The 24,136-nt window shown below is 74.8% G+C and carries 17 protein-coding genes; 1 reads left to right on the forward strand and 16 read right to left on the reverse strand.

Annotated features, from left to right (window positions below; genetic code table 11):
* Window positions 1–92: 92 nt before the first annotated feature.
* The 14 genes from ACZ5T9_RS01695 to ACZ5T9_RS01760 all read right to left on the reverse strand — a co-directional run bounded on the left by ACZ5T9_RS01695 (window position 93) and on the right by ACZ5T9_RS01760 (window position 20,587).
* Entirely contained in the window at window positions 93–512 is a 420-nt protein-coding gene (locus tag ACZ5T9_RS01695; protein ID WP_242823318.1) for a bifunctional nuclease family protein, read from the reverse strand.
* A gap of 224 nt (window positions 513–736) precedes the next feature.
* Entirely contained in the window at window positions 737–1,561 is an 825-nt protein-coding gene (locus ACZ5T9_RS01700; RefSeq protein ID WP_006902653.1) for a type III pantothenate kinase, read from the reverse strand.
* 37 nt (window positions 1,562–1,598) lie between these two features.
* Window positions 1,599–2,723: a P1 family peptidase gene (locus ACZ5T9_RS01705; RefSeq protein WP_464833601.1), complete on the reverse strand. Its 1,125-nt coding sequence runs from the start codon at window positions 2,721–2,723 to the stop codon at window positions 1,599–1,601.
* 42 nt (window positions 2,724–2,765) lie between these two features.
* The gene (gene folK, locus ACZ5T9_RS01710; protein ID WP_464833602.1) at window positions 2,766–3,335 is read right to left on the reverse strand and encodes a 2-amino-4-hydroxy-6-hydroxymethyldihydropteridine diphosphokinase; all 570 of its coding nucleotides are present in this window, start codon (window positions 3,333–3,335) and stop codon (window positions 2,766–2,768) included.
* Entirely contained in the window at window positions 3,310–4,587 is a 1,278-nt protein-coding gene (folP, locus tag ACZ5T9_RS01715; RefSeq protein WP_464833603.1) for a dihydropteroate synthase, read from the reverse strand. The genes folK and folP overlap by 26 nt, the downstream gene beginning before the upstream one ends.
* Complete coding sequence (gene hutH / locus ACZ5T9_RS01720) at window positions 4,584–6,452, reverse strand: histidine ammonia-lyase (RefSeq protein WP_464833604.1); 1,869 nt, start codon at window positions 6,450–6,452, stop codon at window positions 4,584–4,586. The genes folP and hutH overlap by 4 nt, the downstream gene beginning before the upstream one ends.
* Window positions 6,449–8,065 (reverse strand): M24 family metallopeptidase, encoded by a 1,617-nt coding sequence (locus ACZ5T9_RS01725; protein ID WP_464833605.1) that lies wholly within the window; start codon window positions 8,063–8,065, stop codon window positions 6,449–6,451. Before ACZ5T9_RS01725 ends, hutH begins: the two co-directional genes overlap by 4 nt.
* A 195-nt stretch (window positions 8,066–8,260) precedes the next feature.
* The gene (locus tag ACZ5T9_RS01730) at window positions 8,261–10,093 is read right to left on the reverse strand and encodes a CCA tRNA nucleotidyltransferase (RefSeq protein ID WP_464833606.1); all 1,833 of its coding nucleotides are present in this window, start codon (window positions 10,091–10,093) and stop codon (window positions 8,261–8,263) included.
* Window positions 10,094–10,340: 247 nt separating this feature from the next.
* A complete protein-coding gene (gene ftsH, locus ACZ5T9_RS01735) occupies window positions 10,341–12,185 on the reverse strand; it encodes an ATP-dependent zinc metalloprotease FtsH (protein ID WP_464833607.1) in 1,845 nt (614 codons plus the stop codon).
* A 165-nt stretch (window positions 12,186–12,350) separates the two neighbouring features.
* Entirely contained in the window at window positions 12,351–14,249 is a 1,899-nt protein-coding gene (gene tilS / locus ACZ5T9_RS01740) for a tRNA lysidine(34) synthetase TilS (RefSeq protein ID WP_464833609.1), read from the reverse strand.
* A gap of 192 nt (window positions 14,250–14,441) precedes the next feature.
* Window positions 14,442–17,216: a SpoIIE family protein phosphatase gene (locus tag ACZ5T9_RS01745; protein ID WP_464833611.1), complete on the reverse strand. Its 2,775-nt coding sequence runs from the start codon at window positions 17,214–17,216 to the stop codon at window positions 14,442–14,444.
* Between the two features lie 535 nt (window positions 17,217–17,751).
* Window positions 17,752–18,792, reverse strand: coding sequence for a tRNA (adenine-N1)-methyltransferase (locus ACZ5T9_RS01750; RefSeq protein WP_464833612.1), 1,041 nt, complete (start codon window positions 18,790–18,792; stop codon window positions 17,752–17,754).
* A 187-nt stretch (window positions 18,793–18,979) separates the two neighbouring features.
* Complete coding sequence (locus tag ACZ5T9_RS01755; RefSeq protein ID WP_464833613.1) at window positions 18,980–19,780, reverse strand: 3'-5' exonuclease family protein; 801 nt, start codon at window positions 19,778–19,780, stop codon at window positions 18,980–18,982.
* 324 nt (window positions 19,781–20,104) lie between these two features.
* Window positions 20,105–20,587, reverse strand: a complete 483-nt coding sequence (locus ACZ5T9_RS01760; protein ID WP_464833614.1) for a hypothetical protein — start codon at window positions 20,585–20,587, stop codon at window positions 20,105–20,107.
* 388 nt (window positions 20,588–20,975) lie between these two features.
* On the opposite strand from ACZ5T9_RS01760, the gene ACZ5T9_RS01765 reads away from it, so the two are divergent.
* Window positions 20,976–21,842, forward strand: coding sequence for a helix-turn-helix domain-containing protein (locus ACZ5T9_RS01765; RefSeq protein WP_464833615.1), 867 nt, complete (start codon window positions 20,976–20,978; stop codon window positions 21,840–21,842).
* Here the strand turns inward: ACZ5T9_RS01765 and ACZ5T9_RS01770 are convergent.
* Both ACZ5T9_RS01770 and ACZ5T9_RS01775 read right to left on the reverse strand, forming a co-directional pair.
* On the reverse strand, window positions 21,776–22,495 hold the full coding sequence (locus tag ACZ5T9_RS01770) for an SOS response-associated peptidase (RefSeq protein ID WP_464833616.1): 720 nt from the start codon (window positions 22,493–22,495) through the stop codon (window positions 21,776–21,778). The two genes, ACZ5T9_RS01765 and ACZ5T9_RS01770, sit on opposite strands and share 67 nt — an antisense overlap.
* A 102-nt stretch (window positions 22,496–22,597) precedes the next feature.
* The gene (locus tag ACZ5T9_RS01775; protein ID WP_464833617.1) at window positions 22,598–24,136 is read right to left on the reverse strand and encodes an NTP transferase domain-containing protein; all 1,539 of its coding nucleotides are present in this window, start codon (window positions 24,134–24,136) and stop codon (window positions 22,598–22,600) included.

A 24,136-nucleotide genomic window follows, 5' to 3' on the forward strand; every position in this document is an offset into this window, starting at 1 on the left:
CCCCCCAGGCCGGGCCCAGGCCGGGTGGGCACGGCGCCCGGCAGGGATCCGATCCCCCCTTCGCCTCCCACCCCGGCCGGTTCCTCCCTGAGTTATTCTTCGGACGAATCGCCGGAGAGGATGTCGCTGCGCACCGCAGCCATCTCCAGGACCGGCTCCGCCACGTAGATGGGTGCGTCAGCCCGCAGGGCAACGGCGATGGCATCGCTGGGACGGGCGTCGACCTCCATGATGCCGTGCTCCGTCTGGATGTCGATCTGCCCGATGAAGGTCTCGTCCCGCAGGTCGTGGACCACGACCCGGACGATCTCGCCCTGCATCCGCCGGACCAGGTTGACGATCAGATCGTGGGTGAGGGGCCGGGGAGGCTGCATACCCTGCAGTTGCAACGCGATCGCACTGGCCTCGGCCAGGCCCACGGCGATGACCAGCAGGCGGTCCCCGTCGGCTTCCTTGAGCACGACCACGTTGCCGTCCGAACCCTGGACCATCCCCACGCTGAGGACCTTCATCTCGACCAAGGCCCGTTCCCCCTCTCGGCCGGCCCCGCGGCCGGCACCCGCCCGGCCGTCGCCGGCCCGGCGGGACCACGGCACCGGCCCGGCCGCCATGACCCGGCGGCCTCCGGCGCCACGTGTAACGACAGAGTTTCGATCCCTTCCGGTTGATTCCTTTAGCCAGTTTATGCGTAGCCTGGCAAGGCCCTGCCGGCGCGCCCCTTCATCCCGGCGGCCCCTCATCCGGCCCCTCGTCCCGCCCCGCCGCCCGCCCCGGGATCCTGCACCCGCCGGGCGCGTTCCCGCTGGCGCTGGTAGATCCAGCGCAGCCCCTTCAGGGTGAGGTGCGGGTCCACGTGCTGGATCCGCCGGGACTCGGGGGCGATCAGTCCCGCCAGCCCCCCCGTGGCCACCACGGGGGCCGGACACCCCAGTTCGGACTGGATCCGGTCGACCACGGCGTCGATCTGGCCCGCATACCCGTACAGCACCCCGGCCCGCAGGGCCTCCACCGTGCTCCGCCCGATGGCCCGCCGGGGCCGGGCCAGCTCGATGCGGGAAAGCCGCGCGGCCCGTCCGAAGAGGGCGTCCAGGGAAATGGCCACTCCCGGCGCGATGGCGCCCCCCAGGTAGACCCCTTCGGGGGACACCACCTCCCATTTGGTGGCGGTTCCCAGGTCGACCACGATGACCGGCGCCCCGTACTCCGCACGCGCGGCCACCGCGTTGGCGATGCGGTCCGCGCCCAGCTCCCGCGGGTTTTCGTAGGCCACGGGCATGCCCGTGTCCGTTTCCGGCCCCAGCACCAGCGGCTCCAGGCCCAGGTCGCGCCGCACCATGGTCACCACCGGCACCAGGGCCGGCGGCACCACCGAGCAGATGGCCACGGCGGTGATCCGGGCCGGCTCGAGCCCCCGGGACCGCATCAGGGCCGCCAGGGTGACGGCAAACTCGTCCGCGGTCCGCTCGCCGTTGGTCGCCAGGCGCCACCCGGCCAGCTGCTGGCGATCGTCATAAAGGCTCAGCTTGGTATGGGTGTTGCCGATGTCGATGGCCAGCAGCACCGCCGGCATCGCCTCCTGCACGGCGCCCCGGGCCGGCTCAGCGGCCAGGGTCGGGCCGCCCCGCCGCGTCCACCGCGGGAATCCCGCCCAGGGGCGTCGCCCGCAGGGCAGCCCGCAGCGCCGCCTCCGCCGTGACCTGGGCGGCGGCCACGGCCAGGGCCATGCGGCCCGCCATGTCGGGCACCTGGCGGTGCCGCGCGGTGGACAGGGCGAACACCACGTCGCCGTCGACCCAGGTGTGCACGGGGTCGATCACCCGCGCCAGGCCGGTCTGGGCCACCTGGGCGACGCGGTAGAGATCGTCCCGGGCCAGGGGCGCGTCCGTCGCCACCACCACCAGGGAGGTGTGGGACATGCCCGGCCCGCCTTCCGCCGCCCCCGGCCAGGACGGGGCCGACACCACCGGCGGCGGGCCCACCAGCCAGCGTCCCGATGCGGGATCCCGCACGCCTCCGTAACAATTTAGCACGACCAGGGCCCCCACGGTCCAACCAGCGGGGAGGAACCGGGCGGCGGAGCCGACGCCACCCTTGCGTGCCCCCTGGGGGCCCATCACCATGCCGATGACTGCCCCGGTCCCGGCGCCCACGCTGCCCTCCTGCACCGGCTCCCGGCTGGCCGCCTGGCAGGCGGCGTAGCCCATGGCGGCGTCGGGCCGCGCCCGGGGATCGCCCACCGCCAGGTCGAAGAGGATGGCCGCCGGGACGATGGGCACGCGGGCCACCCCGGTGTCGAAGCCGTAGCCGCGTTCTTCCAGCCAGGCCATGACGCCCTGGGCCGCCGCCAGCCCGAAGGCGCTGCCCCCCGCCAGGCAGATCCCGTGCACCTGTTGCACCAGCCGGCCCGGACCCAGCAGGTCGGTCTCCCGCGTGCCGGGCGCCCCGCCGCGCACGTCGGCAGCGCAGCCGGCTCCCCCGGGGCAGAGGATCACCGTGCAGCCCGTCAGCCCCTCCGGATCACTGGCATGGCCGACCCACAGCCCTTCGACCCGCGTCAGGGTACCGTCCCCTGCGCCCGCATCCCGGCCGGTTCCGGTCGAACCGGCCTCCCCGCCCGCCGGGGAGCTGGCTGCCCCGGCCACCGGGGCACCGGCCTCCTGGCCCGGCGGGCGGCCGGAACCGCCGGGTTCCCGGCCGCCGTCAGGTGTCCGCTCCGCCGTCACGCCCCTCGCCCCCTTCCCCCGTGCAGGTGGCGGCCAGGCAGGCTATTCGCCGCCCGTGAGCGGCGATTCCTGTCGCTGCCACCAGGCGGGGGCCGGTTCTTCCAGCCAGACGCCGGAAGGATCGGCGGCCGCGCACAGGTCGGCCACCCTGCCGTGGCCCGGCACCACCGTCCCCGGTGCCAGCTCGGCCCACGGGATCAGGACGAAGGCCCGCTCGGCCGCCCGGGGGTGGGGAACGATCAGGCGCGGCGGATCGTGGATCACCCGGCCGCCGTACCACAAAAGGTCGATGTCCAGGGTGCGGGGCCCCCAGCGCCGCAGCCGGACCCGGCCTGCCCGGCGCTCCAGCTCCAGCATCCGGTCCAGCAGCTGCCCGGGCGGCAGGGTGGTGTCCACGGCCACCACCGTGTTGAGGAAGTCGGGCTGGTCGGTGACGCCTACGGGCCGGGAGCCGTACAGGGATGCCACCCCGGTGACGGTGATGCCCGGCTCTTGCGCGAGGGCCGCCACCGCCCACCGCAGCTGCTCCCGGGGCCGCCCCAGGTTGGCGCCCAGACCCAGGTAGGCCCGCACGGGCGCCGGCTCGTCAGATCCAGGACGAACGCGGCTCACGGCCCCGCCACACCTCCACCGCCGCGCCCTGGGAGGGGCCGGGCAGCGGCGCCTCCGGCTTGGCCACACGGACCCGCACCCAGCCGACAGGAAAGGCGGCCAGGAGATCGTCGGCGACGGCGCAGGCCAGGGTTTCGATCAGCCGGCGGTGGGGACCCTCCAGGATCCGCGCCACCCTGCGGTGGACCTCGGCGTAATCGATGGTGAAGGACAGGTCGTCCCGGGCCGCGGCCGCGGTCACGTCGACGCCCAGGTCCACGTCCACCAGGAAGGGCTGGGGGCTCTTGTGCTCCTCGGGCAGCACGCCGTGGCAGGCCACAAAGCGCAGGCCCCGCAGCTGGATCACACCGGCGCCGCGGACCGCCGGAGCCCCGCCGGGCGCTGCGGGGGCCGGTTCGTCCCAGTGGGGGTGGCGGACCACCGCATCGGCCATGCGCACCAGGCGCACCATGGGCACCACGTCGTGAACGCGGACCAGGTCGACCCCGCGGGCCACGGCCAGGGCCACGGTGGCCGCCGTCCCTTCCAGCCGCTGGTCGACGGGCAGGTCCAGCACCCGGCCGATGGTGCTCTTGCGCGAGGTCCCCAGCAGCACGGGCGCCCCCAGGACCCGCAGCCGGGGCAGCTGCCGCACCAGGTCCAGGTTCTGCTCGGGGGTCTTGCCGAAGCCGAAGCCCGGGTCGACGATGACCATCTCCCGCGGCAGGCCGGCGGCCGTGGCCCGGTCGACGGCCGCCCGTAAGAAGCCCAGCACCTCGCCCCAGAAGTCGGCATAGTCCGTGTCGCCGTGGGGCCGGGTATGCATGGCCACCACGGGCACCCGGTAGGCGGCCGCCACCTGGACCATGGCAGGGTCGCGGTGCAGGCCGCCCACGTCGTTGATCATCGCCGCCCCTTCCTCCAGGGCGGCCCGGGCCACCTCCGCCTTATAGGTGTCGACGGAGATGGGCACGTCCAGCCGGGGCGCCAGGCGCCGGATCACGGGCAGGAGGCGGCGCCGCTCTTCATCGGCCGGGACGGGCACCGCCCCGGGCCGGGTGGATTCGGCCCCGATGTCGATGATGTCCGCGCCGGCCTCCGCCATGGCCAGGGCATGCTCCTCCGCCGCTGCCGGGTCCAGGTAACGGCCGCCGTCCGAGAACGAATCGGGCGTCACGTTGAGGATTCCCATCACGTAGGTCCGGCTGCCCCAGACGAACCGGCGGTCGCCCCAGGCCAGCCCCCCGGGGATCACTTGCCACGACCGGCTCACCGCGGTTCCACCTCCTCCGGGCCGGCGCCCGGCCGGCCCGCTTGCACGCCGCCGCCCCCATCGCCGGGTCCCCCGGGGATCGGGCGTTCTCCCGTGGTGGTAAGGGGTCCGGGGGCGGGCGGGTCCTCGCCAGCGGGGCCATCTCCGGCGGCGGCCGGGTCTCCCCCCGCGGTGAGGTCCCCGGCCGCGGTCCCGTCTCCCCCAGCAGGGAGATCCCCGGCGGCGGGCAGGGGCAGCTGCCGCCGGGCCAGGAGCGCCGCCAGGGCGGCCATGTCCGGCGCCAGCTCCCGGTCGCCGTCCAGGGGCGGCACCGCCGCCCGCACCGCCTCATAGACCGCTTGCGTCGCCGGCGACAGCATGGCCGGCCCCACCAGGTCGAGGGCCTGGGCGGCACACAAAAGCTCGATGGCCAGCACCTGGCGCGTGTGCTCGACCACCCGCCAGAGCTTCAGGGCGGCGGTCATGCCCATGGACACGTGGTCCTCCTGGTTGGCCGAGGAAGGGATGGAATCGACGCTGGCCGGCACGGCGAGCGTCTTGTTCTCGGACACCAGGGCCGCGGCGGTGTACTGGGCCAGCATGAGGCCGGAGTTGAGCCCGCCGTGGCGGGTCAGGAAGGCCGGCAGGCCGCTCAGCTGGGGGTTGACCAGCCGCTCGACGCGGCGCTCGGCGATGCCGGCCAGCTCGGCCAGGGCCATGGCGGCGTAGTCCAGCACCAGGGCCACGGGCTCGCCGTGGAAGTTGCCGCCGGAGAGGACGTCGCCCGCCGCGCCGGCAGCGCCGGTGGCTTCGCTGGCGCTGGACGCACCTGGGGTCGCCCCGCCGGCGGCGGTGGCACCGCGGGAGGCGAAGACGCCGGCCGCGCCGCCGGGCTCGTCCCCCGGGCCGGGTTCGTCGGGAAAGATCAGGGGGTTGTCGGTCACGCTGTTGGCCTCGACGGCCAGCACCCGGGCGGCATGGGCCAGCGCATCCCGCACCGCCCCGTGCACCTGGGGCATGCAGCGCAGGCTGTAGGCGTCCTGGACCCGCAGCTGGCCGGGCTCGGTGACCAGGCGGCTGCCCGCCAGAAGCCGGCGCAGGTGGGCGGCGGCCGCCTGCTGGCCCGGGTGGGGCCGCAGGGCGTGGATCCGGGGGTCGAAGGCGGCAGGGATGCCGCGCAGGGCCTGCAGGGTCAGCGCCCCGGCCGCGTCGGCCACGGCAGCCAGGTAGAGCCCTTCCTCCACCGCCAGGCAGCCCAGAGCGGTCATGGCCTGGGTCCCGTTGATCAGCGCCAGCCCTTCTTTGGCCTCCAGCGCCAGCGGCTCCAGGCCCCGGCGGGCAAGGGCGCGTGCGCCGGGAAGAACCTGGCCGTCGACCTCGGCGGCGCCGCGTCCGATGAGCACCAGGGCCAGGTGGGCCAGGGGAGCCAGGTCGCCGCTGGCGCCCAGGGAACCCCTTGAGGGCACCACGGGGTGGATCCGGTGGTTGAGCAGGTCCAGCAGCCGCTCCACCACTTCCGGCCGGACCCCCGAGAAGCCGCGGGCCAGGGCGTTGGCCCGCAGCAGCATCATGGCCCGGACCACCGGCGTGGGCAGGGGTTCACCCACCCCCGCGGCGTGGCTGCGCAGAAGGTTTTCCTGCAGCTGGCGCGCCTGGGCGGGAGGGATCGCCACGTCCGCCAGCTTGCCGAAGCCGGTGGTGATCCCGTAGAGGATCTCCCCCCGGGCCACGGCCGCCTCCACCCGCCGCCGGCTGGCCTCCATGCGCTGCCGGGCCGCCGGGTCGAGGGCGACGGGACGGCTTTCCCGGGCCACCTGGGCGATGGCGGCCAGGGTCAGGCTGCAGCCGTCCAGGACCAGGGCCCGCCGGTCGGAGGTGCCCGTCACCGGCCGCCCTCCTCCGGCCGCGGGGACGGCCCCGCCGGTGGCCGGGCCGTTCCCCCGGGCGGGACGGCCGGCGGGGACCCCGAAACGTCCTCCGCCGGCGGCTGTGCGGCCGCCGGATCGGGGGCCGCCGCCCGCGGCGGGGCGGGTGCGCGAGCGGGCGCCGGCGGGGCGGGTTCAGGGCCGGCCACCGGCAGGGCGGGTTCGGGGCCCGGCGCCAGCCAGCGCCGGGAGCGGGTCAAGCTGACCGCCCCCTCCTCGGTGATCAGCAGGTCGTCTTCGATGCGAACGCCACCCAGGCCGGGCAGGTAGATGCCCGGCTCCACCGTGAAGACCATGCCGGGTTCCAGGACGGTCTCGTCGCCGGGGGCGATGTTGGGCGCCTCGTGGACGTCGAGCCCCAGGCCGTGGCCGGTGCGGTGGGTGAAGTACGGCCCGTAACCGGCCTGCTCGATCACCCGGCGGGCTGCGGCGTCCACCTCCTGCGCCCGCACCCCCGGGCGGGCGGCGGCCCGGGCCGCCGCCTGGGCCAGGTAGACCACGCGGTAGATCTCGGCCTTCCGGGCCGCTCCATGGGGGTCGCCCCCAGGCAGGAGGAAGGTGCGGGTGATGTCGGCCGCATAGCCGTCCACCTCGGCCCCCACGTCGACCCAGACCAGGTCCCCCGGCTGGAGGACCCGGTCTTCGGTCTCGGCGTGGGGCACGGCGGAGCGGGGGCCGGAGGCCACGTGGATGCCGAAGGGACTGCGGGTGCCCAGTTCCCGCAGGGCCTTTTCAATTTCCCGGGCAATCTGGCTCTCCCGGTACCCCGGCTGGATGAAGGCCATGCCGTGGCCCAGGGCCGTCTCCACCAGCTCCGCCGCCTTGCGGAGGGCCGCCACCTCGGCGGCGTCCTTGCGGGCCCGCAGGGCGCCCAGCACCGGGTCGGCCGGCTGCCAGGACACCCCCGGCAGCGCCGCCGCCGCCGCCCGCCACTCGAACAGCCGGGCGACCCGCTCCTCCATGGCCGCCACCCGCACCGGCCCGCCCAGCCCCGCGGTCGCCAGGGCGACGGCCCTGGCGACCGCGGGGGCGGGATCGGCTCCGTCGGCGTACGGGCACACCCGGCCGAAGGCCCCGGCCCCGGTGGGGGCGGGGCCTTCGGCCGGGGCGGCCGCAGCAGCCGGGGTGGCCGGGTCAACCGGGGCGGGCCGGGCCGCGGGGGATACGCCGGAGGCGCCGCGCGCAGCCCCACCGACGCCGGACCCCGCAGCCGGCGCCCGGGGTTCCCCAGGCCCTCCTGCCGCCAGGGCCCGCACCAGGGGCGCCTCCGCCACCCGCCCGGCCTCCAGCAGGGGCACGGCGAAGGCGGGCTCGCCGCGCCGCGGTACCACGGCCAGGGCCAGCCGGCTGCCCAGCAGGGGAAGGCCCGTGAGATACAACCAGCTGGTCCCCGGGGTCAGGATCAGAAGGTCGATCCCCGCCGACGCCATGCGCTCCTGCAGGGCCCGCAGCCGCCCCATCTGGGGTACGGAAGGCCCTCCTGCCCGGGGTCCACCCCCTGCCGCCGTCCCGGCGGCACCGTCCCGCCGGGCCCCTCCTGCCGGGCCCGTGCCCGCGCCCCTCGTCCCGTCCACGCCCCTCACCCTCCCTGGTCCTCCGTCCCGCACCATGCTGGCGGCCCGTGCCCGTCCCGGTGACCCGGCTGCGCTGCCGCCCGGCACGGGCCGGACCGCTCCCGCCAGGGGGATGCCGCGGCGCCGCGCCCCGGGGCCCAACTCCCGAGCGGGCCACCGGAGCCGGGGCATCCCTCCCCCCGTCTCAGCCCGCTCTCAGGAAGATCGCCCTTTCCGGCCGGCAAACCGCTCCTCGGCCTCCCCCCGCAGCTGGGCGGCCCGTTCCAGCAGCCACTCCCGCCGGTTCCGGGCGGGTTCGTCCAGCACGTCCTCCAGCAGCTGCTGCAGGATCCAGCCGATGGCCGGTCCCGGTCCCAGGCCCGTGGCCGCCATGACGTCGTGGCCGTCCACCGCCAGGTCGTGCAGGCTGAAGGCCGCGTCCTGCTCCAGGATCTTCTCCATGCGGGTGAGCAGCCGGTAGGCGCCCCGGGAGATGGGCGCCCGCTTGGTTCCCGAGGCGGCCCGGTCGGCCACCCGCAGGATGATGAGATCTTCCAGGTAGTCGAAGCCGATGCGCTGGATCAGCCGCCGGATGGCGGCGTCGGTCATCCCGGGGTAGTGGTGCAGCGCCAGGTGGTGGCGGACCAGGTGGACCACGTGCTGGACGGTCTCGTTGTCGAAGCGCAGCCGCCGCAGCATGTCCCGGGCCATCTGGGCCCCCACCACCTCGTGGTGGTAGAAGTGCCGCTCGCCCTGGGCGTCGACGGACACCGTCCGCGGCTTGCCCACGTCGTGCAGGAGGCCCGCCAGGCGCAGCCGCAGGACCGGCGGCGTGTACTCGCAAGCCAGGAGGTTGTGCTCCCAGACGGTGTAGGCATGGTGGACGTTCTGCGGAACGTCCACCCCTTCCAGCAGCTCGGGCCAGATGGGCTCCAGCAGCCCGCTGGTGCGCAGCAGCTCCAGCCCCCAGGCAGGACGCGGGCTGGTGAGCAGGCCGGCCATCTCCTCCCGGATGCGCTCCCAGGAGACGTGGCGGATCAGGGAGGCGCAGCGCGCCAGGGCCGCCCCGGTGCGGGGTTCGACCCGATAACCCAGGCGCGCTGCGAAACGCACCACCCGCAGCAGGCGCAGGGCATCCTCGCGGAAGCGCTCCTCGGGATCGCCCACGGCCCGCACCAGCCCCTGTTCCAGGTCATCCAGGCCGCCCAGGGGATCGTGCAGCCGCCCCTGGTGGTCCAGCGCCATGGCGTTGATGGTCAGATCCCGCCGCTCCAGGTCGGCCCGCAGGTCGCGGGTGAACTCCACCCGGTCGGGGTGACGGTGATCGCTGTAGCCTGCTTCCTGGCGAAAGGTGGTGACCTCCACGCTCATGCCCCGCAGCCGGACGGTCACCGTACCGTGCTCGATGCCCGTGGGGATGGTGCGCGGGAAGAGGCGCCGCACCTCGTCCGGCCGGGCGGCGGTGGCCACGTCCCAGTCCTTGGGCGGCCGGGCCATCAGGAGGTCCCGGACGCACCCGCCGACCAGGAAGGCGCCGTACCCGTGCTGGTCAAGGCGCTGGAGGATCTCCCTCACCGGAGCGGGCACCAGCTGGCCGAACCGGCGCCGCAGCTCGGCAGGCCGCTGCCGCGGCGGCAGCGCCGCCAGGGCACACAGGGCCGCAGCGGCAGGTCCGGCAGCCGGGCCGGCGCCGGCCCCATTCGCAGCCGCAGTCCCGGTGACGAGGGCGCCGTCGGCGCCGGGGGACCTGGCGCCGGCCGCCGTACCGGGGGCAGGAGTGCCCGCGGGATCGCCGGCGACGGCACCCCCCGCATCGGCACGGGCGGCGCCGGAGGCCGGGCCCGCTCCCCGCCCCGGATCGCCGCCGAAACGCGTGTCCTGGGCCCAAAGGGCCGTGAGGGCACGGGCAAACTCCTCCCCGGTGCGGCAGCGGCGGGTGATGGCCAGCAGCCGGCGCAGGGTCTCCCGCGTGGCCTGCAGCTTTTGCCGCTCCCGCTGGCGCCGCTGCAGCTTCTCTTCCCGCTGGCGGGTGGCTTGCCCGTCGCCCATCCTTCACCCTCCCCGGGGCGCGGTGCCCTTGCTTTCCTTCTTCAGGACATTCCCCATTGTGCCGCACCGCCTGCGGCCTGTGAAGGCGACGCTCCCGGTCAGGGATATTCCTGAAGACCCGGCCCGCCGGCGGCAAAGAGCCCGGGGCGGCGTGCCCCGGGCTGCCTTCTCCGCATAGACCCAGCTGGCGGCTTCGCGGGGCCGGTGGCGCGGTCAGGCGGCCCCAGGTCGCAGGCGGCTTCAGGCGTCAGGAGGCCTTCTCGCCGGCCGCCGCCGGTTCGTCCCCCTCCTGCTGCAGCAGGGCGTCCAGCTCCTCGGCCTCGATGGTCTCCTTCTCCAGCAGGCGGCGGGCGATGCGCTCCAGCTTGTCCCGGTGCTCCCGCAGCAACCGCAGGGCCCTGTCGTAGCAGTCGTTGATCACCTCGCTGATGCCCCGGTCGATGGCCGCCGCCACTTCCTCGCTGTAGTTGCGCTCGCGGATCAGGTCGCGGCCCAGGAAGGGCGCGTCCATCTTGTGGCCGAAGGTCATGGGGCCCAGCTCGTCGCTCATGCCGAACTCGGTGATCATCCGGCGCACCATCTTGGTCGACTTCTCCAGGTCGTCCTGGGCGCCGGTGCTGACCTCGCCGAAGACCAGTTCCTCCGCGGCCCGGCCCGCCAGGGCCATGGTGACCCGGTCCAGGATCTCCTGGCGGGTGATCAGGTAACGGTCCTCGGTGGGCAGCTGCATCACGTAGCCCAGGGCAGCCCCGCGGGGAATGATGGAGATCTTGTGCACCGGGTCCGTGTTGGGCAGCAGCTTGGCCACCAGGGCATGCCCCGCCTCGTGGTAGGCCACCCGCTGCTTCTCCTTCTCGCCCATCACCCGCGTCTTGCGCTCGGGGCCGCCGGCCACGATGCGGTCGATGGCGTCCTCCAGGTCCTGCATGTCGATCTGCTTCTTGCGCCGCCGCGCCGCCAGCAGGGTCGCCTCGTTGACCAGGTTCTCCAGATCGGCCCCGGTGAAGCCCGGCGTGCGCCGCGCCAGCAGCGCCAGGTCCACGTCGGGCGCCAGCGGCTTGGACCGGGTGTGGACCTTGAGGATCGCCTCCCGGGCCACCAGGTCGGGCCGGTCGATCACGATCTGGCGGTCGAACCGGCCCGGCCGGAGCAGGGCCGGGTCCAGCACGTCCGGCCGGTTGGTCGCCGCCATGACGATGATGCCCTCGTTGGTGCCGAAGCCGTCCATCTCCACCAGCAGCTGGTTGAGGGTCTGCTCGCGCTCGTCGTGGCCGCCGCCGTAGCCCGCGCCCCGCTGCCGGCCCACGGCGTCGATCTCGTCAATAAACACGATGGCCGGCGCGTTGCGCTTGGCCTGCTCGAACAGGTCCCGCACCCGGGACGCGCCCACGCCGACGAACATCTCGACGAAATCCGAACCGCTGATGTAATAGAAAGGAACCCCCGCCTCGCCGGCTACCGCCCGGGCCATGTGGGTCTTGCCCGTGCCCGGCGGGCCGTAGAGCAGCACGCCCTTGGGGATGCGCGCGCCCAGCTCGATGTAGCGCCGCGGGTTCTTCAGGTAGTCGACGATCTCCTTCAGCTCTTCCTTGACCTCTTCGTACCCCGCCACGTCGTCGAAGGTGATGCGCCGCTTCTCGTCGGGCTGGTGCAGCCGGGCGCGGCTCTTGGCGAACTGCATCACCCGGCTTCCCGTCCCCTGGGTCTGCTGCATGATGAAGAAAAACGCGGCCACCACCAGGATCACCGGCAGCAGGGCCGTCAAAAGGTTGGTCCACCAGGGTGTCTCCTCGATGGGCCGCGTGTCCACCTGCACACCCTTCTGCTGCCATTCCCGGATGGTCGGCCAGTCCAGGTCGGGGACGTTGGCGCGGAAGTGGGTGCCGTCCTTGAGCTGCCCCGTCACCGCCCGGCGGCTCTCGTCATAGACGAGGCGTTCCACCTGACCCTGCTCGATCTTCTCCAGCAGCTCACCGGTGGACAGGGACTGGACTTCGGTGGTCACCGGGTTCAAGCGCTGGACGATGGCGATGGCGAAGAAGAGCAGGATAAGGTAGAACAGCAGGTTCTTGAAGACGCGGTTTGGCTTCATCATGGCCCTCCTTGCGGCCGCTCAGGGCGCGGCCCGCGGGCCTGCCCCCGGCCGAGGCGGGTTCAGGCCGGACCTCGACGGCATGGCGCCGCGTTTTTGCGCCTTCTGACGCCGTAAAGGCGCCCCCATTATAACACGGCGCCCATGGTGCGGCTATGTCGCCCCTCACCACCCTCCAGGCCCGCCGCCCGGCCCGAGCCCCGCCTGCACCTCCAGCAAGAGCACCCGCTGGTCTTTCGGACGAACCCGGCACCCTTCCGCCGCCCTTACCCCCACCAGCCAGAGGACATCCCGGCCGGCGGCGACCACCCACGGTCCCAGGCGGGCGCCGGTTCCCGTGGCGGGGTCCACCAGGTCCAGGTCGCCCCGGCGGGCCGCGGTGCGGTAAAGCCGTTCCACGGAGCGGTGCCCCTTGCCCCCCAGGGGCTGCATGCTCTCGCCGGGCAGGGGCCGGCGCAGGATCAGGGGTCCCTGCACGGCCCGGGCGGGGCAGATCACCCGGGCCAGGAACCGGGGACCGGGATTCGCCCGGTGCGCCGCCGCCCTCCCTTCCGGGTATGGTGGCAGGTGCGGGCCAGCCGGCCCTGCGGCCAGCAGCCGGGCTACCGCCTGGCGCGCCGCGTCTCCCTCCAGCCAGCGGGCCCGGAGCCACAGGCCGGACTCCAGCGGCCAGGCGCCGGGAACCCGCAGGATCCGCGCCGTTCCAGGGGCCGGCTCGCCCGGCGCCGGCGCCTGCGCGGGTTCCTCCCCGCCGGGCGTCCCGGGAACGGGCGTGGCGGCGCGGAGCCGGCCGCCGGCCTGGGGTTCCAGCCAGAGCCACGACCCCTGGCGCCGGGCCCGCCACCCGCCGGGTAGATCCAGCCCACGGCCCGCCACCGGTGCCTCGAAGCTCCTCCCTGCCTCCGGCCCGGGCTCCGGGGTTGACCCGGGCCACCCCTCCGGCCGGGCCTCCCCTTGCGGTCGTGCCCCGGGCGGCGCTGGCGGCGCCTCTGCCGGCGGTGCCCCGGGCGGCGGTGGCGGCGCCTCTACGGACGGTACCGCCCCCGGTGGCCGTGCCCCCTGTCCCACCGCCGGCCCCGCTGCCGCGTCCGGCCGGACTTCCGGCGCCCATGGCCGGGGCTCGCCCTCTTTCGCCGGCGCCGCCAGGGCCCTTACGGCCTCGCAGTGGGCCAGGGGCAAAGGCCGCCGGGCCAGCCGGTGGTAGGCGGCCTGCAGCAACCGGCGCTGGTCGGCCACGGGGAGCCGGGCCAGATCGTCCACCCGGCACGCCCAGCGGGGTCCCAGCCTGTATCCCAGCCGCCCCTCCAGCCTCCGGGTACGCCGGCGCAGCAGGGCGCCTTCCGCCGCCAGTACCGCGGCCACCCGGCCCAGGGCGGTCACCACCCGCGGGTTGAACTCGGCCTCCAGCAGGGGAAGCAGCCGGTGCCGGATCCGGTTGCGGAGAAAGGTCAGGTCCTGGTTCGAGGGGTCATCGCGCCAGCCCAGGCCCCGGGCGGCCGCATAGGCGGCCAGCAGGGCCGGCTCGGTGGCCAGCAGGGGCCGGACGAAGGGGCCCCGCCGCCAGGGCATCCCCGCCAGCCCCCGCACCCCGGCCCCTGCCAGCAGGCGCATCAGCACCGTTTCCGCCTGGTCGCCGGCATGGTGGGCCAGGGCCACCCGCTGGGCGCCGAACTGGCGGGCCATGGCCGCCAGGGCACGGTAGCGGGCCAGGCGGGCCCCTTCCTCCAGGGAGCGGCGTCCCGGCCGGATGTGCACCCGGCGGCAGAGAAAGGGCAGGCCGCGGGCTGCGGCCTGCTCTTCCACCCAGCGGGCGTCGCCCGCCGAATCCGGCCGCAGGCCGTGGTCCACGTGGGCAACCCCCAGGGCGGCCAGCCCAAGGACCGGCCGGAGCCGGTCCAGCACATCCAGCAGGACCATGGAGTCGCGGCCGCCCGAGACGGCCACCAGGACCCGCTGCCCGGCCTCCAGCAGGCGGCGCCGGCCGGCCGCCAGGAGCACCTGTTCTTCCAGTCGCCGGATGGCCGGGGGGACGGCGGTGCCCCCCGCCTCGCCGGGCCATTCCACGGCTTCCCGCCCCCCCTATCCCGTCGCCGGGCGAGGGTCGTTTCCTATTTACATTACTAGGCGCGGGGACAAAAAGCAGCGCGGCCGCCGGCCGCCGCGGGCTGGCCCGCAGGCTCCGGAGGACCGCGCAGGGGAAGGCGACGGCCCGCCGCCGGGAACCGCCGCTCAGGGGAGAGAGGGTTTGGGTTGGTGCTACCGCAGGCCACCGGCGCCGGCACCGGCGGCTGGCGCCAGCTGGGCCCGCGGCAAGAGTTTTCCGGTCACCACCGTCATGTCGTCGGGGGCCCGGTCGCCCGAGCGGCGCAGGGCCTCCTTGACGATGCGGGCCGCCACCCGGCGGGGGTCGTCGTCCTCCAGGCCGGCCAGATAGCCGCGGATCCACGCCGTGGCGGCGTCCACGTCACCAAAGGCGGACAGCACGCCGTCGGAGACCAGCACCACCAGGTCGCCCGGCTCCAGGACCCCGCTGCCGGCCTGGACATCGCCTTCCTCCACATAGCCGGCCGGCGGCGCGGGGTGGGCGATCATCTGGACCTCCCGGGCCCGCCGCACGAAGCTGGGCGCGGCGCCGATCTTGACGAACTCCACCCGGCCCCGTTCCAGGTCCACCGCGGCCAGGTCGACCGTGGTATAGGTCTCCCGGTCCCGCAGGGCCAGGGCGGTGTTGAGCAACCGCACCGCCGGGGTGGCGGGCAGGCCGGCCTCCAGCATCCGTTCCAGCAACTGCAGGGCCAGGCGTGACTCGTTGGCGGCACGGCGCCCCGACCCCATGCCGTCGCTGATCACCAGCACCATGCGGCCGCCCTGGTCGAAGGACCGGCACAGGTAACCGTCGCCGGAGATCCAGCGCCCCTCCTTGGGGGTGCGGGCCACGCCCACGCGCATGCCGTAGCGCCATCCCGGGCGGCGGGGAGCCGGGGGCTGCCCCGTCCCCTGGGCCGCCAGGGCCGCCAGCTCGCGCAGCTGCTGGGCCACCAGGCGATGGTGGCGGTCCAGGCGCCGCTGCCAGCGCATCTCGATGCGCAGCACGTCGAGTCCTTCCGCCAGCGACTGGCTGATGGCGGGCAACCGCGGGCAGCGGGCCCGCAGGGCCGGGGCGACGGCCTCCGGCCGGAAGCCGGTGCCCCGCTCATGGCCGGCCAGGATATCGAAGAAGGCCTGATAGGTCTGGGTGAACTGGTCCTGCCAGCAGGTGCGGGCCATGGGGCAGCGCAGGCAGTGGCGCCGGGCCACGTCGTTGATGAGCTCCCCCACCTGCTCCCGCGGATCCCAGGCCCTGGGGTCCGGCTCGATCAACCGGGCCAGGTCGGCCAGCAGGGAGGGCCATGCCGGCATGCCGGCATGGGGAGGGAACGCGGTACCGGCCGCCGGCGCCGTCGCGGGCCGGCCCGCCGGGCCGGGGCCCGGGGCCGGCGCAGGGACGTCCCATCGCCCCTGGCCGTCGAGGCCACCGGCCAGCCCGGCTGCCGCCGGCGACCGGCGGGCAGCGGCGCCCCCACCGGCGGCAGGACCCGCGGCAGGCAGGGTCGGGCTTGCCCCGCCGGGGTGCACCCCTTGGAATCCCGCCGCAGCGGCCGCCCGGCCCCGGCCTGCTGATGGGGCAGCGGGCCCGTAGCCGGTCTCCCCACCTGCCTGTCCGGGACCGGGGACGAACCCGGCCGGTCCGGTCGCGCCGCCCACCCGGCCGGCCTCCCCGGACCGCCCGCCGGCCCAGTGGCCCGGCAGGGCGGCCTCCAGGCGCTCCGCCAGCCGCCCGGGCCAGCCCGTGGCGGCGATGCCCAGGTAGATGACCAGCGCCGTGGCGGCGCCGCCCGCCAGTTGTCCGACCCCAGCCGCCGTGGGCAGCGAGCCGCCGACCACCGCGGTGGCCAGAAGGAAGCCGGCCACCGCCGCCGCCCTCCCATACCGTTGCAGGAGCCCGCTGGCTGCGCCCGCCAGGGCGAGCCACGCCAGGCCCCAGAGGGCCCCCTGACCGCCCAGCAGCCCAAGCAGCCCGGCGGCCGTGCCCGCCAGGGCCCCCGCCTGGGCACCTCCCAGGTGAGCCGCCACGAGAACGGCGACACCGCGGACCACCAGGGCCGTGTCGATGCCCAGCAGCTGGACCCCGTCCAGGCCACCCGTGGCCAGGACCACCAGCAGGGCCAGCGCTCTCCGGCCGTGAACCGTCCGGACGACGGGCGGCCCGGCCGCCACCCGGCCGAGGCTGCCCGGCAAGGGCGGCAGGAGGGAGAGGGCCACCGCCACCGCCTGGCGGGCCCAGGGCAGGGCCAGGAGCAAGATCCCGGCCGTGACCGCCAGCCCCACCACCTGATCCAGCGCCCACCCCAGGTCGCTGCGGGGCCACCCCCAGAGGGCCCCGGCCAGGAGGACGATGCCCGCGGCGGAGCCGTCCAGCAGCCGCCAGGAGGGGGCGGCGCCGGCGGCAGGGGTTCCTCCCGCCAACGCTCCACCTTCCCGGAGGGACTCACCCGCCCGCTCCCAGCGGGCCAGGATCCGCTGCTCAAGCCGCAGCAGGGCCGCCGCCGTCACCAGCACCGCTGCCCCGTACAGGGCACCGCGGCTGGCCGCACCGGCGGCGGCGGCCGCCACCAGCAGCCAGCCCAGGTGGGGCGCCATGGCCAGGGTGGCCAGAACCAGGGGCAGAGCCAGGGGTGAGGGCAGGCCCGCCGGCTGGACCCGCCCGGCCAGCCAGGCCAGGGCCAGCGCGGCAGCCCATGGGGGCCCCCAGGCCAGGGCCTGGCGCCATCGCCCTTTCCAGGTACCTGCGCGTTGCCGGGCACCGGAACCCCTGCAGGTCCCTGCGGCGGCGGCCGGGCCACCTCCCGCTGCCGGGCTGCCGTGGCCCCGGTCGCCTGGGCCGGGCACCGTGCCTTCCCTCCGGCCGCCCTGGTCCTGGCGGATCCGGCCTCCGCTCCCTGACGCCAGGGATCGCCATGCCAGCGACCCGCGCCGCCCGTTCTTCCCCATGACCGTTCACCTCGCTCCGGCCGGCGGCGGCGCTCCTCCCCGCAGGGTCCACCGGCCGGCCATCCCGTGACGCATGCCGGGAGCCTGTCCCCCGGCCGGGGGACAAGCTGTGGCCCGATTGTAACGGGGCCGCCTGCCGGAGTTTTGTCGCAACGGCGAGGTGGCCCGGACAAAAATTGCGACAGGCCCGGGAACCGGCCGACAAGATGCGAAGGGGCCAGGAAGGCCCGTTCGGTGCGGGGCAGGAACGGGGGCAGGGACAGGCCCGCGGCCCACCGCCTGGCCCGCCCGGCAGGGCGGCGGCGGCAGGGACCGGGGCCGGCACGCCGCGGAGCTGGGAGAGCAAGAGAATAGGCCGCCGGTACCGGCGGCCGCAGGCTGGAGGCGCCAGATTTTGATGGACGGTGACGGCAAGCCGGCCAGGACCGGCCGACAAGCTTCGCCGCCCGGATCCCGGCAGGGCCGGCCCGGGCAGGCCGGCGGGGTGACGGGAAGGCGCGTCAATACGGGAAGGCCGGTCGACACGGGAAGCTCATCAATTGAGACGATCAGCCGGTCCGGGGTGCGGCCCGGGGTGCTCCCGGGCCACCTCGGGCTCGCCCCCTTCCCCATCCCCTGCCGGGGGTGCGTCCGAGGCTTCCCCTGCAGGTGCGCCTGGGCCAACGCCGGTAGCCCCCGCGGCAGCGCCAGGCACCACCCGCCGGGCGCTGATGAGGAAGCCGGTGTGGGCCACCATGCGGTGTTCGGGACGCACGCTGGACGCCGTCACGTGCCAGGGCCGCAGCAGGAGCTCGGTGGTCTCCACCAGGTCCCAGGCAGGGTGGGCCTGGAGGGCGGTGACCAGCTGCTGGACCTGGTTGGTGGTGGGCAGCCAGCAGAGGAGGACGCCGCCCGGGCGCAGGGCCTCCGCCGCCGCGCCCACACAGTGGAAGGGTTCGGGCACATCCAGCACGATGGCGTCCAGATCGCGCTCGCCGATCCCCTGGTAGACATCCCGCAACTCGACCCGCCACCACGACGGCGCGTAGCCCAGGAAGCGCTCCACGTTCTCCCGGGCCAGCCGGGCGAACTCGGCCCGCCGCTCGTAGGAGATCACCTGGCCTCCCGGGCCCACGGCCTGAAGGAGGGCCAGGGTGGTGGCGCCGGAACCCACCCCCGCCTCCAGCACCCGGTCCCCCGGGCGCAGGTTCGACCGGATGATGATCTGCCCCAGGTCCTTGGGGTAGATCACCTGGGTCCGTCGCGGCATGGCGAGGATGTACTCCTCCAGGGTCGGGCGCAGCACCCGCAGGCGGCCGCCGGTGCTGGTCACCACCGTGCTGCCCTCCGGCAGGCCGGCCACGGCCTCATGGCGCACGATGCCACCCGCCGGGGCCTGGAAGACCCGGCCCTGGCGCAGCCGCTGCAGCCGACGGCGCTGCTTGCTGTCGACGAAGACCACAAGGTCCCCCATCGCCAGGGGCCCCCGCCGGCCGGGTGCAGGCCCCGGCCCCGGCGGCACGCTGAACTCCGGCTGGTCTGGCTCAAGTCCGTTCCGGTCCATGATCACGCCCCATACCTTACGATCCCGCTCCATGTCTCACCCGCCGTCAGTGTACCCGGTCGTAGCCGCCGGGGCACCGGCGGGCGCCCGCCCCTGGGGACCCGCCCTCGACGGGGTGCACCCGCCACGAGTTCCGCTCCAACCACCATGCCCCGGGGGAGGCGGGGCCGCACGCGGCACCGCCCTGCCGGGACCCGGGTACCCCTCTGCGGGCCGGCCATCACCGGGCCGTGCCCGGCGGCGCTTCGCCACCGGATGCGCCCGGTCCGGCCGGGGACGAGCCGTTGCCAGGGGCCGTGCCGCCCTCGCCGCCCTGGCTCCGCCCGTCCATCACGGCAATCATGGGTTCCAGCCGCCGGTACAGCTCGGCCGTAGCCCGGGCATCGGCCAGGCAATAGCGGGCGATGTCGTCGATGCGCCCCTGCCTGTAGGCTTCGCCTACCTCCGCCCCGTCCATTGCCTGCTTGGGCGAGGGGATGCCGAACTGGTGGCACCAGAAGAGGAACGAATTGCGCTGGCGCGCACCGTAGAAGGACAGGACCTCCGCCAGGTCGCAGTGGTCCTGAAAGCTGTACCGGTAGGGCACCAGGTTGCGGGTGGGCACGACTCCCAGAATGGCCGAGCGGATCATGAGGAAGGGCCCGTCGAAGGACCGGCCGTTGAAGGTGATCAGGGTCCCTGCGTGCTGGCTGACGTAGCGCCAGAACTCCGTCAGGATATCCCGCTCCGAGCCCCGGTAGATCAGGGCGCCGGCACCGGCCTCGGGGAAGGGGGCCCAGCGGGGGGCCGTGGCGGCCGGGTCTTCCACCAGCACACCGCCCCGGTCTTCATAGGGCCGCCAGAGGGCGATGGCCACCACCCGGCCCGTGCCGGGATGCAGGCCCAGCTGGTCCTTGACCCGCGACCGCTCGTCGTCGTCCCGAGCCCGGCGCATCAGGTAATCTTGCACCTCGGGGTGTAACTCGTCCCAGTCGAAGCCCACGGTTTCGATGTCGACCGCCAGGGGCGTCCGCTGTCCCATGCCGTGCTTCGCCTCCCGGTGCGCCGCCGGGCCGCCGGGGTGCTCTCCGATCGGCCCTCCCCCTTCCGGCGCGGGCGGTGGAACGGGCGGGATCGGGGCGACAGGCCGCCACGGCGGGCCACCCGCCCCCGCGGCGACAGCGGGCGGGGCAGCTCGGCGGGCACCTGGAGACGTTTCGCGGGCCCGCCGGGGGTTCCTGCCGCGCCCCACCATCGGCGCCAGCCCACTGGAGGCCCGCCCGGGCCCGGTGAAGGGACCCGGACCGGGGCACCCCGGGAGGTGGGGGATACGCCCAGTGCCCGGCAGGGCCCAGCCGGGTCGATGCTAGCGGCGGCGGCCGCCCATACGGCCCGCCAGCGCCTCCAGGCGACGGGGGTCTGCAATCCCCTCTTGTTCGACCTGTCGGGCAAAGACCCGTGCTTCATCCAGGGAATCGGGCGGGAACGCAAAGATGTGGACCACCGACCCCGTGTCCACGATGACCAGATGCTCGGTGACCTGGTCGTCGCCGCCCGGCTGGCGCGACGGCCCCGGAGCACCCCCTTGCCCTCCCGCTCCACCCGGGCGGGGCCGGCCTCCCCGCGGCCGGGTCACCACCGCCCGCACCGCCACCCAGGCCCGGCCCGGATTGGGCTTGGAATAGGTCTCCACCCGGAACCACTGGTTGGTCAAGGGGATGATGCGGGCCTCCACGCCCAGCCGCCGGGCTTCGGCGGCAATCACCTCCGCCAGTTGACGGCCGGGCACATCCACCCACCCGAACTCCGCCAGGTCGCGCAGCGCCGCAGAAATGCCCTCGCCGACCACCCTGACTCTCCCGCCTTTGCCCTCCCGGGGCGAATACTGGTTATCGCCGATGGCGATTTCTTTTCGCCGATAGTGAAATCTACCATGGGGAACTCAAGACGGAAACACGCTTCTAGCGAACAGAGGATGGCAGCAGGGTCGCTGGTGGGGCAGGTGTACCGCAGAATGCCACGCCCGCGCGGGATTTGTTGTCAGTCCCGGGCGGTGCCCAGCAGTACCCTAACATCCTCAAGCCTCCATTGTTACCGCAACCTGTTAAGGCAGGCCCCAGCACGCCCTTCGCCGCACCCGCAGGCACCGGGGGCTGCGGCTGGTTCCGTCAAGTTCGCCTCCGGCGAACCGCGGCCGCTTCATCGCCTCTGCAAGCGGTGCTAATGTTCATGACGTCATGCAATCCGATCCCGTTGCCGTTGGCCAGCGCATCCGCCTCGCCCGCCAGGCCGCCGGTCTGTCCGTCAAGGACCTGGCCCGGCGGGCTCACATCTCCCCGTCCCACCTGAGCGACATCGAACGGGGCGTCAAGCACCCGTCCCTGGCCGTGGCCGTCACCCTGGCGGCGGCCCTGGACCGCAGCCTGGACTGGCTGGTGACCGGGCGTGATCCGCTGCCCGGCCCCCTGGACCTCCGCAGCCTGCTGCGGGATCCCACCCGTCCCCTGCGGTATCAGGGGCTGCCCCTGGACGATGCCGCCCGGGAGCACCTGGTGGACCTTCTGGATGCCGCCCTGGGCCTGGCCCGGCTCGCCGGCAGCATGGTGGTCCAGGCCCTCGGCGCCGCTTCCGGCGCTGCTTCGGGACCGGGCCCGGCACCTTTCGCCGCCGGCTACCCCGGCGCCGTCACCGGCAGGCGCGGAGGCGCGGCCACCCCCGGACCAGGTCCCGGGACGGCCCTTCCCGGCGTGATCCAGACTCCAGGATCCGGTCCCGCCGGCAGTCCCTCCCCCGCCTCCTATCTGGTCGAACCGGAGGCCCGGGAGTGGCTTCGCCAGGTGGTGGCCGATGCCCTACAGCGGGCCTGGGGCCAGCACCAGGTCCCGTCCACCGCGCCCTTTCCGGGGGGCGCCGCCACCGGCTTCCCTCCTCCCGCCGCCGCAGGCGGCACGGGCGTGGCCGGCTCACCCCCAGCGGCGGGACCGTCAGCTCCCCGGCAACCTCCGGCCCCGGGACGCTTCCCGTCCACCGGGACCGGTCAACCCCCGGCGCCAGGCCGGGACAGCGGCGGCCCTGCGGGCGCCAGGCACCCGGGATCATCGTAGCGGGGCGAGTTGACGCGGGGCGAGACCGGGTAGGCCTCCATCGCCTCCGCCGGGAAGGGCTCCCAGACCGGTGCCAGCTCCTCGGGCGGCACCCGGGGATCGAGCCAGGCCTCTTCCCACGGGCGGCGCAGGATGACCGGCATCCGGTCGTGCACCTGACCCACCAGGTCATTGGGCCGGGTGGTCAGGATGCAGCAGGTCCAGCGGGGCCCGCCGGGCCCGTCCCAGCGCTCGTAGAGGCCGGCCAGGGCAAAGGGCTCTCCCTCCCGCAGGCGAAAGAGCACCGGCAGCCGGGCCTTTTCCCGCCGCCACCACTCATAGAACCCATCGGCGGGGATCAGGCACCGGCGCCGCCGCAGGGCCTGCCGGAACATGGGCCGCACCGCTGCCGTCTCTGCCCGGGCGTTGATGGGACCCGGCCGGGGGTCCTGGGCCCAGGGCGGGATCAGCCCCCACACCAGCCGCGCGGGCCGCCGCTCCCCTGCCGGGGCCACCACCGCCAGGACCTCCTGCCCGGGGGCCACGTTGTAGCGGGGCACATGCCGGCCCTGTAAGTCGACGAGAAACCGGCGTTCCAGTTCTACCGCCGGCGTGGTCAAGGTGAAACGGCCGCACATGACCCTCACCCCCGCATGGTGCCCGCTCCCCGGCATGGAGCCCTCATCCCCGCATGGGGGCTGGTGCCCCGTGTGGGGACCGGTGCCCCGTATGGCCCCGTGCCGCCACAATTATACCAGCCCTGTCCAGCTGGAGGATCATTCCTGCCGGAGCGCCAGCGCCCGCCAGCCGTGCAACAGCCTGCCCACGGCCAGGACGTGGGAGACCAGGGCGACCGCCGCCAGGCCGGCCAAGGGTGCGGCCGCCAGGCCCGCCAGGCAGATCAGGAAGTACCGGCCGTCCCGGTTGCCCGGTATCCAGCGCAGCCACGGCGGGTCATCACGCATGGGGTCGAATCGGCGGGTCCCAGGCGAGCCGTCCTCCGGCTGCCCGGTCCTAGGGCCGCCGGCAGCCTCCGCGGCACCGGCCCCCTGGCCGGTGGCCGGCCGAAGCAGCTGCAGGCGGTCCTTCATCAGGGCCGACAGCGGCATGCCGGCCATGGCAGCCAGGGCCAGGGTCAGGGTCACCCCCCCGCCCGCTCCCGCTGCCAGGGCGCCCGCTGCCAGGCCTGCCACCACTGCCGCGTCCGCATAACGATCCAACACGGTATCGAGGAATGCACCCCGGGGCTGGGCCTCCAGCCGCAGGCGGGCCACCTCCCCGTCACAGCCGTCGAGGACGGATCCCGCCTGGCACAGCAGGCCCCCCAGCCAGGGTTTCCCGGCGGCAAAGGCCAGCGCCCCGGCCAGGGTGGTGGCAAAGGCCAGCAAGGTGGCTCCGTTGGGCCCTACCCCTGCGGAGGCCAGCCAGGCGGAGAGGGGCCGGGAAAGCCGGCGATTGAGCCAGCGGGCCACCGGCCCGTCGCCCCCTGAGGCCGCGGCGTGATCCAGCAGCAGCCGGCGGGCATGGGCCAGGGCGGCCCCATCGTCCACGTCGATCCACCAGCCCCGGGTCACCGGCACCGCTCCCAGCCGGCCCCGCTGGGCGAGCCGGCCCGCAGCCGCCGTCAGGGTGACGGCTTCGGTCCCGGCGGGTGGTAACGGATCCCCGGGGCGGTCCTGGGAACCGGCGGGCGGGCCGGCGCCGGGGACCACCGGCGCCGCGGCCTCGCTGCCGCCGGCCAGCCGGGCCAGTTCGTCCAGCAGGGCAGGTGAGGCCACGAAGATCCCCGTGTCCACGGCGTCAAAGGTGCCGAGGTCCTTGCCGATGGCTTCGATCCGGCGACCCCCGTCGCCTGTTCGTACCTTGGTCGCTTCCGGCAGGTCAAACACCCGGTCCAGGCGCGGGTCCACCAGCAGCAGGACCCCGCCGGCCAGCAGCTCGTCCCGCCGCGCCTGGGCCGCGGCCAGGGCCTGGCGCACCAGGCCGGGGTCGACCAGGTGGTCCGCCATCAGCAGGAGGAAGGGGCCGTCCACCCGGCCCCGGACGGCAAGCAGCGAGGCACCGTTGCCCCGCTCCCACCCCTCGGCCCGGACCACTTCGACCCAGGGCCGCCCAGCCTTCAGGACTGCCCGTTCCACCGCCTCCGCCTGGTAGCCGGTGACCACCATGACCCGGCGGCAACCGGCCTGGCGGGCGACCCGCAGGGCCCGCTCCACCAGGGTCACGCCGAAGAGCCGGTAAAGGGGCTTGGGACAGGAAGCGGCCGTGCGCCGGAAGCGGGTTCCGGCGCCGGCCGCCAGCACCACCGCGTCCAT

It is taken from the genome of Thermaerobacter nagasakiensis (genome assembly GCF_055396825.1).

Bases quoted from the DNA above. Each gene is read 5' to 3' on its own strand.
- ACZ5T9_RS01695 (WP_242823318.1), bottom strand. From the start codon at position 512: ATGAAGGTCCTCAGCGTGGGGATGGTCCAGGGTTCGGACGGCAACGTG.
- ACZ5T9_RS01730 (WP_464833606.1), bottom strand. From the start codon at position 10,093: ATGGGCGACGGGCAAGCCACCCGCCAGCGGGAAGAGAAGCTGCAGCGG.
- ftsH (WP_464833607.1), bottom strand. From the start codon at position 12,185: ATGAAGCCAAACCGCGTCTTCAAGAACCTGCTGTTCTACCTTATCCTG.
- ACZ5T9_RS01745 (WP_464833611.1), bottom strand. From the start codon at position 17,216: ATGGGGAAGAACGGGCGGCGCGGGTCGCTGGCATGGCGATCCCTGGCG.
- ACZ5T9_RS01750 (WP_464833612.1), bottom strand. From the start codon at position 18,792: ATGGAGCGGGATCGTAAGGTATGGGGCGTGATCATGGACCGGAACGGA.
- ACZ5T9_RS01755 (WP_464833613.1), bottom strand. From the start codon at position 19,780: ATGGGACAGCGGACGCCCCTGGCGGTCGACATCGAAACCGTGGGCTTC.
- ACZ5T9_RS01765 (WP_464833615.1), top strand. From the start codon at position 20,976: ATGCAATCCGATCCCGTTGCCGTTGGCCAGCGCATCCGCCTCGCCCGC.
- ACZ5T9_RS01770 (WP_464833616.1), bottom strand. From the start codon at position 22,495: ATGCCGGGGAGCGGGCACCATGCGGGGGTGAGGGTCATGTGCGGCCGT.
- ACZ5T9_RS01775 (WP_464833617.1), bottom strand. From the start codon at position 24,136: ATGGACGCGGTGGTGCTGGCGGCCGGCGCCGGAACCCGCTTCCGGCGC.